At 72.8% G+C, this 15,311-nt stretch carries 14 protein-coding genes; 2 read left to right on the top strand and 12 right to left on the bottom strand.

What is annotated here, in order from left to right:
• Positions 1–5: 5 nt before the first annotated feature.
• The 8 genes from aroH to ACI795_RS12780 form a co-directional block, all read right to left on the bottom strand.
• Positions 6–368 carry a chorismate mutase gene (gene aroH, locus ACI795_RS12815; protein WP_457075904.1) on the bottom strand — a complete coding sequence of 121 codons (363 nt, stop codon included), beginning with the start codon at positions 366–368 and terminating at the stop codon, positions 6–8.
• Positions 369–482: 114 nt separating this feature from the next.
• Positions 483–1,403: an aldose 1-epimerase family protein gene (locus ACI795_RS12810; protein ID WP_457075903.1), complete on the bottom strand. Its 921-nt coding sequence runs from the start codon at positions 1,401–1,403 to the stop codon at positions 483–485.
• Positions 1,400–2,473, bottom strand: a complete 1,074-nt coding sequence (locus ACI795_RS12805) for an ABC transporter ATP-binding protein (RefSeq protein ID WP_457075902.1) — start codon at positions 2,471–2,473, stop codon at positions 1,400–1,402. The genes ACI795_RS12810 and ACI795_RS12805 overlap by 4 nt, the downstream gene beginning before the upstream one ends.
• 109 nt (positions 2,474–2,582) lie before the next feature.
• Positions 2,583–4,019, bottom strand: a complete 1,437-nt coding sequence (gene xylB, locus ACI795_RS12800) for a xylulokinase (protein WP_457075901.1) — start codon at positions 4,017–4,019, stop codon at positions 2,583–2,585.
• 27 nt (positions 4,020–4,046) lie between these two features.
• Entirely contained in the window at positions 4,047–5,237 is a 1,191-nt protein-coding gene (xylA, locus tag ACI795_RS12795; protein WP_457075900.1) for a xylose isomerase, read from the bottom strand.
• 48 nt (positions 5,238–5,285) lie between these two features.
• Complete coding sequence (locus ACI795_RS12790; RefSeq protein WP_457075899.1) at positions 5,286–6,209, bottom strand: carbohydrate ABC transporter permease; 924 nt, start codon at positions 6,207–6,209, stop codon at positions 5,286–5,288.
• Complete coding sequence (locus tag ACI795_RS12785) at positions 6,206–7,000, bottom strand: carbohydrate ABC transporter permease (RefSeq protein ID WP_457075898.1); 795 nt, start codon at positions 6,998–7,000, stop codon at positions 6,206–6,208. The genes ACI795_RS12790 and ACI795_RS12785 overlap by 4 nt, the downstream gene beginning before the upstream one ends.
• A gap of 126 nt (positions 7,001–7,126) precedes the next feature.
• Positions 7,127–8,434, bottom strand: coding sequence for an ABC transporter substrate-binding protein (locus ACI795_RS12780; protein ID WP_457075897.1), 1,308 nt, complete (start codon positions 8,432–8,434; stop codon positions 7,127–7,129).
• A gap of 317 nt (positions 8,435–8,751) precedes the next feature.
• Here ACI795_RS12780 and ACI795_RS12775 point away from each other — a divergent pair, with 317 nt between their 5' ends.
• A complete protein-coding gene (locus ACI795_RS12775; protein ID WP_457075896.1) occupies positions 8,752–9,750 on the top strand; it encodes a LacI family DNA-binding transcriptional regulator in 999 nt (332 codons plus the stop codon).
• A 53-nt stretch (positions 9,751–9,803) separates the two neighbouring features.
• Positions 9,804–12,176: a beta-xylosidase/alpha-l-arabinosidase gene (locus tag ACI795_RS12770; RefSeq protein WP_457075895.1), complete on the top strand. Its 2,373-nt coding sequence runs from the start codon at positions 9,804–9,806 to the stop codon at positions 12,174–12,176.
• Positions 12,177–12,267: 91 nt separating this feature from the next.
• On the opposite strand, the gene ACI795_RS12765 is transcribed toward ACI795_RS12770, so the two are convergent.
• From ACI795_RS12765 to ACI795_RS12750, 4 genes are all read right to left on the bottom strand, one after another.
• Positions 12,268–13,110: a pseudouridine synthase gene (locus ACI795_RS12765; RefSeq protein ID WP_457075894.1), complete on the bottom strand. Its 843-nt coding sequence runs from the start codon at positions 13,108–13,110 to the stop codon at positions 12,268–12,270.
• Positions 13,111–13,171: 61 nt separating this feature from the next.
• Entirely contained in the window at positions 13,172–14,104 is a 933-nt protein-coding gene (gene scpB / locus ACI795_RS12760; RefSeq protein WP_457075893.1) for an SMC-Scp complex subunit ScpB, read from the bottom strand.
• Positions 14,101–14,931, bottom strand: coding sequence for a segregation and condensation protein A (locus tag ACI795_RS12755; RefSeq protein WP_457075892.1), 831 nt, complete (start codon positions 14,929–14,931; stop codon positions 14,101–14,103). Before ACI795_RS12755 ends, scpB begins: the two co-directional genes overlap by 4 nt.
• Before the next feature lie 31 nt (positions 14,932–14,962).
• Complete coding sequence (locus tag ACI795_RS12750) at positions 14,963–15,307, bottom strand: hypothetical protein (RefSeq protein WP_457075891.1); 345 nt, start codon at positions 15,305–15,307, stop codon at positions 14,963–14,965.
• Positions 15,308–15,311 lie beyond the last annotated feature (4 nt).

Below are 15,311 nucleotides of genomic sequence, written 5' to 3'. Positions count from 1 at the left end.
CCCGCTCACTGCGCGATGTCCCGGCGCAGCGCGACCGCGCCCCGCAGGTAGACGTGCTGGATGTCCGCCCGGCTCAGCGCCGTGTCGACGTGCGCCATGAGCCGGAGCACCCTCGGCAGCGCGTGCGGCACGGCGATCTCCGTGGCGCACATCAGCGGCACGTCACCCAGCCCCAGCTCCCGGGCGGCCAGCGCGGGGAACTCCGACACCAGGTCGGGAGTGGCGGTGAACAGGATGCTGATCAGGTCGGGCGACTGCAGCCGGTTGCGCTCCAGCACGGTGGCCACCAGTTCCCGGGTGGCCTCCAGGACCTCGTCCCGGTCGTCGGCGGCCACCTGCGTCGCACCCCGGATGGCTCGGACGGCCACGGCACTCTCCTCGATCGCTTCGGCACGCGGGTCGCCGCGCACCTCGGTCGAGTCTAGGGACGCCGCGCCACCCGCCCGGGACGGCCGCCGTCGGCGGCCGTCCCGGAACGGGGCTCAGCCGATCGGGCGGATGCCCCAGCGGCCGGTCGCGGACTCCCCCGGCTCCAGCCGGCGGACCCCTTCACCGCTCTGCAGCGCGTTGGGCGGGCAGGTCATCGGCTCCACCGCGAGCCCGCACCGACGGCGCGGCCCGACGACGACGTCACCGGTGAACACCTGCACGTGGTCGTACGAGGCGTCCATCCAGACGGCGGCGCCGCGACCGTCCGGGCGGGTCAGCCGGACCTCGGCGAGCCCGTCGGGGCCCCGCTCGAGGTCGGTGAAAGCGTGGTCGATCCGCAGCTCACCGATGAGCCGGCCCGCACGCAGGTCGTACTCGGTGCCCTCGACCGGTTCGGAGCCGGTCGGGATGCCCCGCTCGTCCGTCTCCAGCCGGGTGGCACCGGGGGCGACCACCGTGCAGTCGTCGACCCGCAACCCGGCCCCGGCCGCGAGGTAGGGGTGGTGCCCCTCGCCGTAGGGCAGCGCCGCGTCGCCCTCGTTGGTCGCGGTCGTGGTGACCGTGAGCCCCTCGGGAGACAGCTCGTAGGAGACCCGCAGCCGCAGCGTGAACGGGTAGCCCGGCTGCGGGTGCAGCAGGTGCTCCAGAGTGATCGCGTCGCTCGCGCGCTCGACCACCCCCCAGCTGACGAAGCGGACCAGGCCGTGGATGGCGTTGGCCACCTCCGGCTCGGTCAGCGGCAGCTGCTGCTGCAGACCGTCCCAGGTGTAGCGGCCGTCGCGCAGCCGGTTCGGCCACGGCGCGAGGACGTGCCCGCGTCCGTACTCCGCCAGCTCGTGCTCGGCGAACCCGTCGACGACCTCCCGGCCGCCGGCGCGGTAGGTGCGCAGCCCGCCGCCCACCTCGACGACGGTCACCTCCGCGCCGGCGCAGGTGAGCAGGTACTGCTGCCCGGTCGGGAGGACCGTCGTCATCCGATGCGCTCGCCGCTCGTGGCGTCGAACAGGTGCACGTGGCCCCGGCGCGGGCTGACGTGCAGCACGTCGCCCTTCTCCGGCGGGGTGCGGCCGTCGGCGCGGGCGATGATGTCGTGCTCGCCGTCGCCGAGCTTGGTGCGCCCGTAGACGTAGGCGTCGGCGCCGAGCACCTCGACCACGTCGACCTCGACGGTCAGGCCGTGCTCGGAGAACTCGACGTCCTCGGGACGGATGCCGACGGTGACCTTGCCGGCGGCGGTCTGGCCGAGCACGTCACGGGGCACCGGGTAGACGGTGTCGCCGAAGGAGACCCCGCCGTCCACGACGTCCAGGTCGAAGAGGTTCATCGCCGGCGAGCCGATGAAGCCGGCCACGAAGACGTTCCTCGGCTGGTCGTAGAGCTCGCGGGGCTTGCCGACCTGCATCAGCAACCCGTCCTTGAGCACCGCGACCCGGTCGCCCATGGTCATGGCCTCGGTCTGGTCGTGGGTGACGTAGACGGTGGTGACGCCCAGGCGGCGCTGCAGCGAGGCGATCTGGGTGCGGGTCTGCACGCGCAGCTTGGCGTCGAGGTTCGACAGCGGCTCGTCCATCAGGAAGACCTGCGGGCTGCGCACGATCGCCCGGCCCATGGCGACGCGCTGGCGCTGACCACCGGAGAGCGCCCGCGGCTTGCGGTCCAGGTAGGGCTCGAGGTCCAGCAGCTTCGCCGCCTCCTCCACGCGCGAGCGGCGCTCCTCCTTGCCGACGCCGGCCATCTTGAGCGCGAAGCCCATGTTGTCGGCGACGGTCATGTGCGGGTACAGCGCGTAGTTCTGGAACACCATCGCGATGTCGCGCTCCTTGGCGGCGACGCCGGTGACGTCCCGGCCGCCGATGAGGATGCGCCCGCCGTCGATCTCCTCCAGGCCGGCGAGCATGCGCAGCGAGGTCGACTTCCCGCAGCCCGACGGGCCGACGAGCACGAGGAACTCGCCGTCCTCGATCTCCAGGTCGAGCGCGTCCACCGCGGGGCGCTGCGCCCCGGCGTACAGGCGGGTCGCGTGGTCGTAGGTGACAGACGCCATGGTGTGGTCCTCCTACCGGCAGGAACGTGCCGGACGATCCGAGTGGGTGGGTTCACGGTGGTGCAGTGGCTGGGCAGGCCCTCTCACGAACGCCCCGACGTCGCGCGGATCAGACCCGCGCGGCGGTCATCTCCCGGACCTCGGCATAACGCTCCCGCACGTGCGGGACCGGGTCGGCCTGGTAGGTCTCCGTGCTGGTGGCGGGCCAGACCGGCGGGGTGTCGCCCCCGGCGAGGGTCCAGGCTGCCTGACGGGCGGCGCCGTCGGCGACGTACTCCCCCGGTGGGGGCACGAGCACCGGGACGCCGAGCACTGCGGGGGCGAGGCGGCGGACCGCCTCGGACCGGGCACCGCCGCCCACCAGGAGCACCCGGCGGACCGGGTTGCCGAGGGCGGCGATGGCCTCCAGCCCGTCGGCCAGCCCGCACAGCAGCCCCTCGACCGCCGCACGCGCCAGGTGGGCGGGGTCGCTGGTGCCGAGGGTCAGCCCGTGCAGCGCGCCGGTGGCGTGCGGACGGTCGGGCGTCCGCTCCCCCTCGAGGTAGGGCACCATGACCAGCCCGCCGGAGCCGGCCGGCGCGGTGAGCGCCAGCCGGGAGAGCTCCTCGTGGTCGACCCCCAGCAGCCGGGCCGTGGCGTCCAGCACCCGGGCGGCGTTCAGCGTCACGACCAGCGGCAGGAAGTTGCCGGTGGCGTCGGCGAACCCGGCCACGGTCCCGGAGGGGTCGGCCGAGGGGGTGGTGGAGACGGTGGAGACGACCCCGGAGGTGCCGATGGAGAGGACGACGTCCCCGGGCTCGGCGTTGATGCCCAGCGCGGCGGCGGCGTTGTCGCCACTGCCCGGACCGAGCACCGCACCGCCGTCGGCGGCCAGCGCCCCAGCGGCCACCTGCCCGGCGCGCTCCGCCGGCCCCAGCACCCGCGGCAGCGCCGGGGTGGAGCCGAACGCCCGCTCCAGCAGGTCGGCCCGGTACTCCCCGGTGAACGGTGACCAGTAGCCGGTGCCGCTGGCGTCGCCCCGGTCGGTGACGAGGGCGTCCAGGCCCGGTGAGCCGGCCAGCCGCCAGGTCAGCCAGTCGTGCGGGAGGCAGACCCCCGCCGTCCGGGCTGCGTTCTCCGGCTCGTGCTCGGCCAGCCAGCGCAGCTTGGTGACGGTGAACGACGCCACCGGCACCAGGCCGACCGCGTCGGCCCAGGCCCGGCGGCCGGCGTCGCTGTCCCCGTCGCCGAGCTCGGCGATGAGGTCGGTCGCGGCGCCGGCCGACCGGGTGTCGTTCCACAGCAGCGCGGGGCGCACGACCTGGCCGGCCTCGTCGAGGCAGACCATGCCGTGCTGCTGCCCCCCGACGGCCACCGCGGCGACGTCGCCCAGGCCACCGGCCTGGTCGATCGCCTCCCGCAGTGCCGCCTCCCAGGCGGCGGGGTCGACCTCGGTGCCCTCCGGGTGCGACGCCCGGCCCTCACGGACCAGGGCGCCGCTCTCGGCGTCCCGCACCACGACCTTGCACGACTGGGTCGAGGAGTCGACCCCGGCCACCAACGTCATCGAACTGTCCTCAGGTCCCCGGTCGGCTCAGCGGGCGCCGAGCAGGTGCTCGACCATCAGCTGGTCGACCCGGACGACACCGGCGCCGCGCTTCGCCACCGCGTCGGCGTCGAAGTCCTCGAACGCCGAGCGGTCGGCCAGCAGGTCCTCGAAGGTCTCGCCCGCGCCGAGGGTGGACTGCCGCAGCTCCGGCACCCGGGCGGCGGCCAGCGCCTCCTGCACCTCGGGGTCGGCCCGGAACGCCGCGGCCCGCTCCTTGAGCATGAGGTAGGTGCGCATGTTGGCCGCGGCCGAACGCCACACGCCGTCCATGTCCTCGGTGCGCAGCGGCTTGTAGTCGAAGTGCCGCGGGCCGTCGTAGGCCGGGGCGCCGTCGACGCCGCCGTTCTCCAGCAGGTCGACGGTGGAGAAGGCCTGCAGCAGGTCGCCGTGGCCGAAGACCAGGTCCTGGTCGAACTTCGGGCCGTGCTGGCCGTTGAGGTCGATGTGGAAGAGCTTGCCCGCCCACAGCGCCTCGGCGATGCCGTGGGTGAAGTTCAGGTTCGCCATCTGCTCGTGCCCGGTCTCCGGGTTGAGCCCCACCAGGTGCGAGTGCTCGAGCTTGGCGATGAAGCCCAGCGCGTGCCCGATGGTCGGCAGGAAGATGTCGCCGCGGGGCTCGTTCGGCTTGGGCTCCAGGGCGAAGCGCAGGCCGTAGCCGCGGGCCTCGGAGTAGGCGGCCAGGGTGTCGATCGCCTCGGCGTAGCGGTCCAGCGCGGCGATGAGGTCCTTGGCCATGTCGACCTCGGCGCCCTCGCGGCCGCCCCACAGCACGTACGTCTGGGCACCGAGCTCGGCGGCCAGGTCCATGTTCCGCATGACCTTGCGCATCGCGTAGCGACGCACCTCGCGGTCGTTGGCCGTCAGGCCACCCTCCTTGAACACCGGGTGGGTGAACAGGTTGGTGGTGACCATCGGCACGACCAGACCGGTCTCGTCGATCGCGGCGCGGAAGCGCTTGATGTGCGCGTCGCGCGCAGCGGTGTCGCTGCCGAACGGGATGACGTCGTCGTCGTGGAAGGTGACGCCGTAGGCGCCCATCTCGGCGAGGCGGTGCACCGACTCGACCACGTCGACCGGCTCACGGGTCGCGGTGCCGAACGGGTCGGCGGCCGGCCAGCCGACCGTCCACAGGCCGAAGGTGAACTTGTCCTCGCGCGTGGGCTGGAGGCTGGTCATCAGGAGGTTCCTCTCGAGTGCTGGTGGATCAGGAGGTGTACGGGACGGTCACTTGCCGAAGCCGGCCGTCAGGCCGCCCAGCAGGTAGCGCCGGCCGAACAGGTAGAGCACGAAGATGGGGACGACCGACAGCGTGACGGCTGCCAGCAGACCCGGCACGTTGGTGCCGAACTGGCCCTGGAAGTCCCACAGGCCCAGGGTGAGCACGCGGTTGCTCTTGGACTGGGTGAGGACCAGGGGGAAGAGGAAGCCGTTCCAGGCGTTCAGCGCGGTGAAGACGGAGATCGTGGTGATCGCCGGCTTCGCCAGCGGGAGGACCAGGTTCCGCAGCACCTTGAACGGCCCGGCTCCGTCGAGGGTCTGGGCCTCGTACAGCTCCTTGGGGATGTCCCGGAGGCTGTTGGTCATCACCAGCAGGGCGACCGGCATCGCGTAGGCCGCCGTCGGCAGGATGATCGCCAGCAGGGTGTCGTACAGCCGCAGCTGGGTGATCAGCAGGTAGACCGGGATGATCGTCGCCTGGGCGGGGATCGCCAGGCCGATCAGCATGAGCGAGAAGCCGCGCTGCACGAGCGGGCCGGTGTTGCGCGCCACGGCGTAGGCCGCCGGCACGCACAGCCCGACCACGATCGCCACGGTCGCCACGGTCACGACGGCCGTGTTGAGCAGGTAGGTGAGGAACCCACCCTCGAACACCGTCGTGTAGTTCTCCGCCGTCGGGTTCGACGGCGGGTTGAGCGGGCTGGTCGACAGGTAGTCCTGCCGGGTCCGGAAGCTCGCCGCGACCAGGTAGTACAGCGGCACGGCGACGATGACCAGCCAGATGGTGGCCAGGATGCCGGCCAGCCAGTTCGGCCGCTCGCGCCGGCCGCCCGGGGTGCCCTTGCCCCGACGCGGCGGCCGGCTCGCGGTCGCCCCGGTCGACGTGGCCGGTGTGGTGGCGGTCTGGGTGACGGTGGAGGACACGGTCACGCCCCTTCCTGCTGGCTCTGCATGTCACGGAAGCCGGTCGCCTTGGTCACGACCAGGGACAGCACGCCACCCAGCACGAGCAGGAGGACGGCGATGGCGCTCGCGTAGCCGAACTCGAAGCCGCTGAACCCGGTGATGTACATGTACAGCGGCGCGACGCGGGTCGCCGTGCCGGGGCCGCCACCGGTGAGGATCAGGATGGTGTCGAAGGTGGTGAACGAGCCCACCAGCATCAGCACGCTCGAGGTGACGACCGTGTACCGCAGCAGCGGCAGCGTGATCTGGAAGAACTGCTTGAACCGGCCTGCGCCGTCGATCGTCGCGGCCTCGTAGAGGCTGGCCGGGATGCCCCGGGCGGCGGCTTGGTACAGCAGGGTGTGGAAGGGCACGTACTGCCAGCTGACCACGAAGACCACGGCGTACACCACGATCGAGGTGTCCCCGAGGAAGTTGAAGTTGTCCAGGAAGGGCAACGACTGGGTGACCCCGAAGTTGGGGTCGAGCACCGAACGCCACAGCAGGGCGATGGCGGCGGTGGAGAGCAGCAGCGGCAGGAAGAACAGCGAGCTCAGGATCGCCCGGTTCTTCTGCCGCCCGGCCGCCCAGACCCCGATCACCAGCGCGATCGGGGTCTGGACGACCCAGGACAGGACCATGAACACGAGGGTCAGCCACAGCGAGTCGAGCGCCTCACCGTCCTGGGCCAGACGGGTCCAGTTGTCCGCGCCGGAGATGGCGGGGAAACCGAAGCCGTTCCAGTCCGTGAAGCTGAGGTACACGACCAGCACCATCGGCACCAGTGCGAACAGCCCGAAGAAGAACAGTGCCGGTGCTGCATACCAAGCGGACGGTCGCTGTAGACCCGTCTGCTCTGACGACCCTCGTGAACTCATGATCTACCGTTCTCGTTCGTTCTCTCAGCCGGCCAGTGCGTCGACGAAGCCCTGCGCGTCGATCTCGCCGAGGAAGAACCGGGACAGCTGCTCGAGCATCTCAGTTGCCTCGTCGGCCGTCAGGTCCTGGTCCCAGGAGAGCTGGAAGTTGTTCGCGTCGACGGTGGCGTCGTAGATGAACGTCGCGTAGTCGCCGTTCTCCGTCTCGGCCAGCTGGTCCCGGACACCCTGCACCGGCGGGACGTCACCGGCCTCGATGAGGTCGGTGATGTACTCCTCGTCCGTGAGCGCCGTCTGCAGGTACTCGCGGGCCGTCTCCTTGTTGTTGGAGTCGGTGGTCAGCGAGTAGAAGTTCGAGACGTTGCCGACCAGGTTCGACGGGTCGCCCTGGCCACCCTCGACGGCCGGGAAGGTGGTCCAGCCCAGGTCGCCGTTGTTGACGAAGTCCGGGCTCTGGCCCAGCTGGTTCGTGTACTCCCACGAACCCATCAGGTGGAAGCCGGCGTCGCCCTGGGCGAGGATCGTCGAGGCACCACCGACGTCGTAGCCGACCGAGGCGAAGTCGCTGCCGAACGCACCGCGCTCGATGAGCTGCTGCAGCATGGTCATCGCCTCGAGGACCTCGGGCTGGTTCCAGTCACCCTCGACGCCGTCGCGGATGTTCTGGAAGACCTGCGGGCCGCCGACGCGGTCGAGCAGGTACTCGGCCCACATCAGCTCGGTCCAGGCCTGGTTGCCGGCCAGCGCGATGGGGGTCTTGCCGGCGGCCTTCAGCTGGTCGACAGCGGTCAGGAGCTGGTCCCAGGTCTCGGGCACCTGGACACCGGCCTCCTCGAGGACCGCCTTGTTGAAGAACAGCATCACGGGCTGCATGCCGCGCATCGGCAGGCCGTAGTTCTTGCCGTCCAGCTCGGCGCCGGCGAGCACGCTGGGCAGGAAGGCGTCACGCAGCTCGGGGTTCTCGTCGAGCAGCGGGGTCAGGTCCTCGACCTCACCGGCGTCGACGTACTCCTTGAGGTTGCCACCGCCCCAGTTGAAGAAGAGGTCGGGGGCGTTGGGCGAGCCCAGCGCGACCCGCAGCCGCTGCTTGTAGGGGTCGTTGCCGAAGGTGGCGAGCTCGGCGTCACCGGACTCCGACTGCTCGTTGAAGCGCTCGATCGAGGCTTCCTCGATGGGGTTCAGGTTCGTGTCCTGCAGCGCCCAGATCTGGGCGGTGTCGCCGCCGCCGCCACCACCACCGGCGGGGCCGGAGGACCCGCAGGCGGCCATGGAGCCGATGAGGACGAGAGACGTGGCCGAGACGGCCACACGGGTCAGACGCCGGGAGTTCATCCCACGCACCTTCCTGTTTCGTCGTTGAAAACCGAAAGTTTCGGGCAGTTGCGAGAACGTAAGACACGCCACGTTGCGTGTCAACGACAGGGCTGCCGCACGGGCGAACGGTGTCCAAGCCGTGACATTCACCTCGATGGGGCCAGTCTGCACCCCCTCGGACGAGGTCTCGCGGCCGGGGAGTTTCGATAATTGCCGACGTGTGGCTAGCATGCGTCTTCACGCCGACAGCGACGCCGGCCCGCCCGGCGCTCCCTGCCGTGTGCGTGGCTCCGCACGCAGCCGGCGCCCGCATGCCGAACCCGGGAGGACCGACAGTGGCTGCCCCACAGGTGGGCCGGCCGACGCTGGCGAGCATCGCCGCCGCGGCCGGCGTCTCGCTGCCGACCGTCTCCAAGGTGGTCAACGGCAAGCAGGACGTCGCCCCCGCCACGCGGGCGCACGTGCAGAAGGTGCTCGAGCAGTACAACTACGTGCCGCTGAACCGCAAGGCCCCCGAGAGCCTGCTGGTCGACGTCGTCTTCACCGCCCTGGACAGCCCCTGGGCGATCGAGATCCTCCGGGGCATCACCGAGAGCGGGCTCGAGGTGGTGGTCAACGCGATGAGCCAGTCCCCCGGCAACGACTGGGTGCAGCAGCTGATCGCCGGCGGTCGCCGCGGGGCCATCGTGGTCACCTCCCGGCTCACCCCGGCCGACCAGCGCCGGCTCGGCCGCTCCCGGCTGCCCGTCGTCGTCATCGACCCGGTCGACATGCCGGGGCAGGACGTCCCGAGCGTGGGCGCGACCAACTGGGCCGGCGGGCTGGCCGCCACCGAGCACCTCATCGAGCTGGGGCACCGACGGATCGCCGCCATCGGCGGGCCGGAGCCCTACCTCTGCAGCCGCGCCCGGCTGGACGGCTACCGCGCCGCCCTGGACCGGGCCGGCATCGCCGTCGACCCGCAGCTGCTGTGCCACGGCAACTTCCACCACGAGGGCGGCTACGAGCAGGCCCGCCGGCTGCTGGAGCTGCCCGACCCGCCCACCGCGGTCTTCGCCGGCAGCGACGAGCAGGCCTTCGGCGTCATGGAGGCCGCCCGGCAGGCCGGGCTCTCGGTGCCCGGGGACCTGAGCGTGGTCGGCTTCGACGACCTGCCCATGGCCCGCTGGTCCTCCCCCCCGCTGACCACCGTCTGCCAGCCGCTGGCGGACATGGGCCGGATGGCCGGCCGGGTGCTCACCGAGCTGATCACCGGCGAGGAGCTGGCCACCCAGCGGGTCGAGCTCGCCACCCACCTCGTCACCCGCGCCTCCACCGCACCTCCCCGTACCTGACCACCGGCGGTCGAGCTCGCCGCCGCTGAACCCGGACCACCAGGAGCACCACCGTGACGAAGCCGAACGACCAGCACGCCGCCGAGGCCACCGCGGGGGACCCCGCCGAGGCCACCGCCGGTTGGCGCGACCCCGCCCGCCCACTGGACGAGCGGGTGCGCGAGCTCATGGACGCCATGACGCTGGAGGAGAAGGTCGCCCAGCTGTACGGCGTGTGGACGGCGATCTCCGAGGGCGAGGAGGTCGCCCCCAACCAGCACGAGTTCGCCGAGCCGCTCCCGCCGTGGGAGGAGCTCACCAAGCCCGGCCTCGGTCAGCTGACCCGCATGTTCGGCACCGGCCCGGTCGAGCCGGAGACCGGCGCCCGGGTCCTGGCGCAGACCCAGCGGGGCATCGTCGAGGGCTCGCGGCTGGGCATCCCGGCCATCGCGCACGAGGAGTGCCTCACCGGCTTCACCGCCTGGCAGGCGACGGTGTTCCCGACCCCGCTGGCGTGGGGGGCCTCCTTCGACGCCGAGTCGGTGCACACCATGGCCCGCGGCATCGGTGACCTGATGCGGTCGGTCGGGGTGCACCAGGGCCTCTCCCCCGTCCTCGACGTCAGCTTCGACCACCGCTGGGGCCGCACCGAGGAGACCATCGCCGAGGACCCCTACCTGGTCGCGGCGCTGGGCACCGCCTACGTGCGGGGCCTGGAGGAGGCCGGCATCGTCTCCACCCTCAAGCACTTCGCCGGCTACTCCGGCTCCGGGGCCGGCCGCAACCACGCCCCGGTGCGGATGGGTCAGCGGGAGTTCCGCGACGTCGTGCTCCCGCCGTTCGAGACCGCCCTGCGGGAGGGCGGCGCCCGCTCGGTGATGAACTCCTACGCCGCCGTCGACGGCCTGCCCCCGGCGGCCGACCCGGCGCTGATGACCGACCTGCTGCGCGGCCAGCTCGGCTTCGACGGCGTGGTCGTCGCCGACTACTTCGCCGTCTCCTTCCTGGAGACCACCCAGGGCGTGGCCGGTGGCCCCGGCGAGGCCGCGGCCCTCGCGCTGACCGCCGGCATCGACGTCGAGCTGCCCACCGTGCGCTGCTACGGCGAGCCGCTGCTGGAGCGGATCCGCACCGGCGAGGTGCCGATGTCGGTGGTGGACACCGCCCTGGAGCGGGTGCTGCGGCAGAAGGGCGAGCTCGGCCTGCTCGACGCCGGCTGGGACCCGGAGCCGGCGGTGCTGCGCGAGGGCACCACCATCGACTTCGACCCGCCGCACATGCGGGCGCTGGCCCGCACCATCGCGGAGCGCTCGGTGGTCCTGCTGGACAACCGGGCCGGCGCCCTGCCGCTGACCACCCCGGGCACGCTCGCCGTCGTCGGCCCCGCCGCCGACGAGGTGCTCTCGCTGATGGGCTGCTACGCCTTCCCCAACCACGTCGGGGTGCAGCACCCGGACATGGACCTGGGCATCGAGCTGCCGACCCTGCTGGAGGCCGTCCGCGCCGAGTTCCCCGGCGCCGAGGTCACCACGGCGCGGGGCTGCCCGGTGCAGGAGGTCGACCGCAGCGGCATCGCCGAGGCGGTCCGGGTGGCCGAGGACGCCGACGTGGTGCTGGCCGTGCTGGGCGACGTCGCCGGGCTGTTCGGCCGCGGCACCTCCGGCGAGGGCTGCGACGCCGACGACCTGCGGCTGCCCGGCGCCCAGGGCGAGCTGCTCGACGCCCTGCTGGAGACCGGCAAGCCCGTCGTGGTGGTGCTGCTCACCGGCCGGCCCTACGCCCTCGGCGGCGTGGTCGACCGGGCCGCCGCCATCGTGCAGGCGTTCTTCCCGGGTGAGGAGGGCGCCGGCGCGGTCGCCGGTGTGCTCAGCGGCCGGGTCAACCCCTCGGGCAAGCTGCCGGTCCAGGTGGCCAGCACGCCCGGCGGCGCACCGAACACCTACCTGCACGCGGCGCTGGGCGCCAAGAGCGGGATCAGCGCGGCGGACCCGACCCCGGCGTTCCCGTTCGGGCACGGCCTGTCCTACACGTCCTTCAGCTGGGAGGACGCCGCGGTCGGGGCGGCCGAGCTGCCCAGCGACGGCGAGGTGACCGTGTCGCTGACGGTGCGCAACACCGGCGACCGCGACGGCGCGGAGATCGTGCAGCTCTACCTGCACGACCCGGTGGCCAGCGTGGTGCGCCCGGTGCGCCAGCTCGTCGGGTTCGCCCGGGTCGAGCTCGCCGCCGGTGCCGCGGCGCAGGTCACCTTCACGGTGCACGCCGACCGGACGTCGTTCACCGGCCGGGACATGCAGCGGATCGTCGAGCCCGGCGACCTGGTGTTCCAGCTGGGCGCCTCGAGCGAGGACCTGCGCTTCGAACTGCCGGTGCAGCTGACCGGTGCCACCCGCGTGGTGGGCACCGACCGGGTGCTCAGCACCCCGGTGGAGGTCCGCGCCCTGTGACGGCCGGAGGGGCGGCTGTCCTGCGACGGCCGTCCCTCCTGGCGTTCTCCCGACCGCCGGTGCCCCCTCGGGGGCACCGGCGGTCGGCGTTCTAGAGCCCGACGAGCTCGTGCAGGGCGCCGACCTCCTGGCGGGTCAGCTTCCGGATGGTGCCCACGCGCATCCGGGCCAGGTCGACCGGGCCGACGGCGGTGCGGGTGAGCCGGTTGACCGGCAGCCCGACCTCGGCCAGCAGCCGCCGCACGATGTGCTTGCGGCCCTCGTGCAGCACGACCTCGACGACCGACTGGCCGGCGTGGGTGTCGACGACGGAGAAGGAGTCGACCTTCACCGGGCCGTCCTCCAGCTCGATGCCCTTGCGCAGCCGGCGGGCCATGTCGCGCGGCACCGAGCCGCTGACCTGCGCCAGGTAGGTCTTCTTCACGTTGTAGGACGGGTGAGCGAGCCGGTGGGCCAGCTCACCGTCGGTGGTGAGCAGCAGCAGGCCCTCGGTGTCCTGGTCCAGCCGGCCGACGTGCACCAGGCCCGCGGCCAGGTCGCCCATCATGTCGCCCACCGTCGGGCGGCCGCGGTCGTCGCTCATCGACGTGATGACGCCGGAGGGCTTGTTCATCGCGTAGGTGACCTTGTCGTTGCGGATGTCGATCCGCCGCCCGTCGACCGCGATGACGGCGGTGTCGGGGTCGATCCGCATGCCCTGCGCCATCACCACCGCACCGTTCACGCTGATCCGGCCGGCGTCGATCATCTCCTCGCAGACCCGGCGGGAGCCGACGCCGGCGCGGGCGAGGACCTTCTGCAGCCGCTCGCCAGGGCGGTCGTCGTCGGGCTCGGTGGTGTCCCGGTCACCGGGGTGGGCCGGCGCGAGCTCCATCTCCTCCGACCAGCCCTCGCCGCCCGCGGTCTGGGACTCGTCGTCTGCGTGCGTGTTCATCCCCGCCAGTCTCCCACCCCGCGCCGCCTGCCCCAACGGCTCGCCAGGGCGACGGGGCCGGCTAGCGCTCGGGGTGCTCGTCCAGCACGGTCCGGGTGTCCGGCACCAGCGGCGCCAGCGGCGGCAGCTCGTCGAGGCCGGTGAGGCCGAGCCGCTCCAGGAACAGCGGCGTGGTCACGTACAGCCCTCCCCCGGTGTCGGGGTCCGAGCCGGCCTCCCGGATCAGCCCCCGGGCCACCAGGGTCCGGACGACGGCGTCGACACCCACCCCGCGGATCGCCGAGACGCGCGCCCGGGTGACCGGCTGGCGGTAGGCGATCACCGCGAGCGTCTCCAGCGCCGCCTGCGTCAGCCGGCTGCGCTGCCCACCGAGCAGGTGCCGCTCGACGACGGGGGCGTGCTCCTCCCGGGTGTAGAGCCGCCACCCCTCCCCCACCCGCCGCAGCACCGTCCCGGCGCGCCGGGCGTCGTACTCGGCGGCCAGATCGGCCAGCTCCTGGCGCAGCCGCAGCACCGAGCAGCGCAGCGCGGCGGCCATGGCGCCCTCGTCGAGCGGCGCGTCCGCGACGAACAGCAGCGCCTCCAGCCCGCCGCGCAGCGCGACGGGGTCCAGCGGCTGGCCGTCCGGCTCCTCCGCGGCGGCGGCTGCCGGTTCCTCCACCGGCGCCTCCGGCTCGGGGACGACGACCAGCTCCACCGGCGGGGCGGCCGGAGCACGCCCGAGCGGGGGTGCGGCGGGTCCGTCGGCGGCGGGTTCGTCGGCGGCCGGGGCGCTGTCCGGGAGGGAGCCCTGCGGCGGGCCGTCGGCGTCCTCGGGGGCGCCCAGGCCGGCGGCGAGCTCGGCGGCGATGGCGTCCCAGGCCGCGACCGGCGGGTCGGCGTCCTGCCCGGCGGCGGCGAACTCGGCGGCGAGGGCGTCCCAGGAGAAGGCGGGGCGCTCCTCGGGCGGCTGGTCGCCGGTCTGCTGGTCCTCGGGCAGTTCGGGCCCGGTCACGCGTACTCCTCCACCCGCTCGTCGGCGTCGTCGTCGAGCCCCGGCAGCCGGCCGTCGACCAGCTGCGGTCCGGTCCACCGCACGTGCAGCTCCCCCAGCGGGACGACCTGGTCGAAGGTGACCAGCTGCTGGCGGTACAGCTCCAGCAGGGCGAGGAACCGGGCGACCACCTCCAGGGTGTGCGCGCAGTCCCGGCTCAGGCCGCGGAAGGTGGCGGTGCCCGCCTCGGCCAGCCGGGCGCGGACCAGGACCAGCTGCTCGGTGAGGCTCACCGCCGGCGCGTGCAGGTGGGAGACGCTGACCGTCGGCGGGGGCTTGGGGGTGAGGGCCTGGGCGGCGAGCGCGGCGAACTGCTCCGGGCCGACCCCCAGCAGCACCTCGGGCAGCAGGTCGGCGAACCGGGGCTCCAGCGCGGCGTCGCGGGGGTGGCGGCGGGCCGCGGCGGACTCCCGTTCGCGGAGGAACTCGGCCGCCTGCTTGTACGCCCGGTACTGCAGCAGCCGGGCGAACAGCAGGTCGCGCGCCTCCAGCAGCTCCAGGTCGTCCTCGTCCTCGACGTCCGCGGCCGGCAGCAGCCGGGCGGCCTTGAGGTCCAGCAGGGTCGCGGCCACGACGAGGAACTCGCTGGCCTGGTCCAGGTCCAGCTCGTCACCCAGCGCCCGCAGGTGGGCGATGAACTCGTCGGTGACCTTCGCCAGCGCGATCTCGGTGACGTCGAGCTTGTGCTTGCCGATCAGCTGCAGCAGCAGGTCGAACGGGCCCTCGAAGTTGGTCAGCCGGACGGTGAACCGGCCGTCGGAGACCACCTCCGGCGCCGTCGTCGTCATGATCCGAGCCTAGATCGCCACCAGCCGCTGGTCAGCCACGGAACCACCGTGGCCACTCCAGCCCCACGGGGGTGATCCGCAACGGCTCGGTGGTGTCGCGGCTGGCGATCACCTCGTCCAGGTGCACCAGCAGCAGGTTGAACCCGGCGGACTCCACGCTGTGGTCCGGCCACAGGTCGTCCCGGCAGCCCTCGCCGATGTGCACCACGGCTGCCTCGAGGTGGGGTTCCTTCGTCCAGAGGGTCACCGGGTGGTCGAGGTCTGCCGGGTGCAGGCGGATCTCCACCGAGCGGTGGCCGCCGTACCGCACCTCGACCTCGCGCTCGTCCATCCGCAGCCGGCGGACCAGCTCGTCGATGAACGGCGTCGGGGGCACCGGT

The organism is Modestobacter sp. SYSU DS0290 (genome assembly GCF_054050955.1).
This window is presented reverse-complemented; position numbering and strand designations above follow the sequence as displayed.

What these genes read in the sequence shown, in the direction of transcription:
- ACI795_RS12810 (WP_457075903.1), bottom strand. Translation starts at nt 1,403, where the DNA reads ATGACGACGGTCCTCCCGACCGGGCAGCAGTACCTGCTCACCTGCGCC.
- ACI795_RS12805 (WP_457075902.1), bottom strand. Translation starts at nt 2,473, where the DNA reads ATGGCGTCTGTCACCTACGACCACGCGACCCGCCTGTACGCCGGGGCG.
- xylB (WP_457075901.1), bottom strand. Translation starts at nt 4,019, where the DNA reads ATGACGTTGGTGGCCGGGGTCGACTCCTCGACCCAGTCGTGCAAGGTC.
- xylA (WP_457075900.1), bottom strand. Translation starts at nt 5,237, where the DNA reads ATGACCAGCCTCCAGCCCACGCGCGAGGACAAGTTCACCTTCGGCCTG.
- ACI795_RS12785 (WP_457075898.1), bottom strand. Translation starts at nt 7,000, where the DNA reads ATGGTGCTGGTCGTGTACCTCAGCTTCACGGACTGGAACGGCTTCGGT.
- ACI795_RS12780 (WP_457075897.1), bottom strand. Translation starts at nt 8,434, where the DNA reads ATGAACTCCCGGCGTCTGACCCGTGTGGCCGTCTCGGCCACGTCTCTC.
- ACI795_RS12765 (WP_457075894.1), bottom strand. Translation starts at nt 13,110, where the DNA reads ATGAACACGCACGCAGACGACGAGTCCCAGACCGCGGGCGGCGAGGGC.
- ACI795_RS12755 (WP_457075892.1), bottom strand. Translation starts at nt 14,931, where the DNA reads ATGACGACGACGGCGCCGGAGGTGGTCTCCGACGGCCGGTTCACCGTC.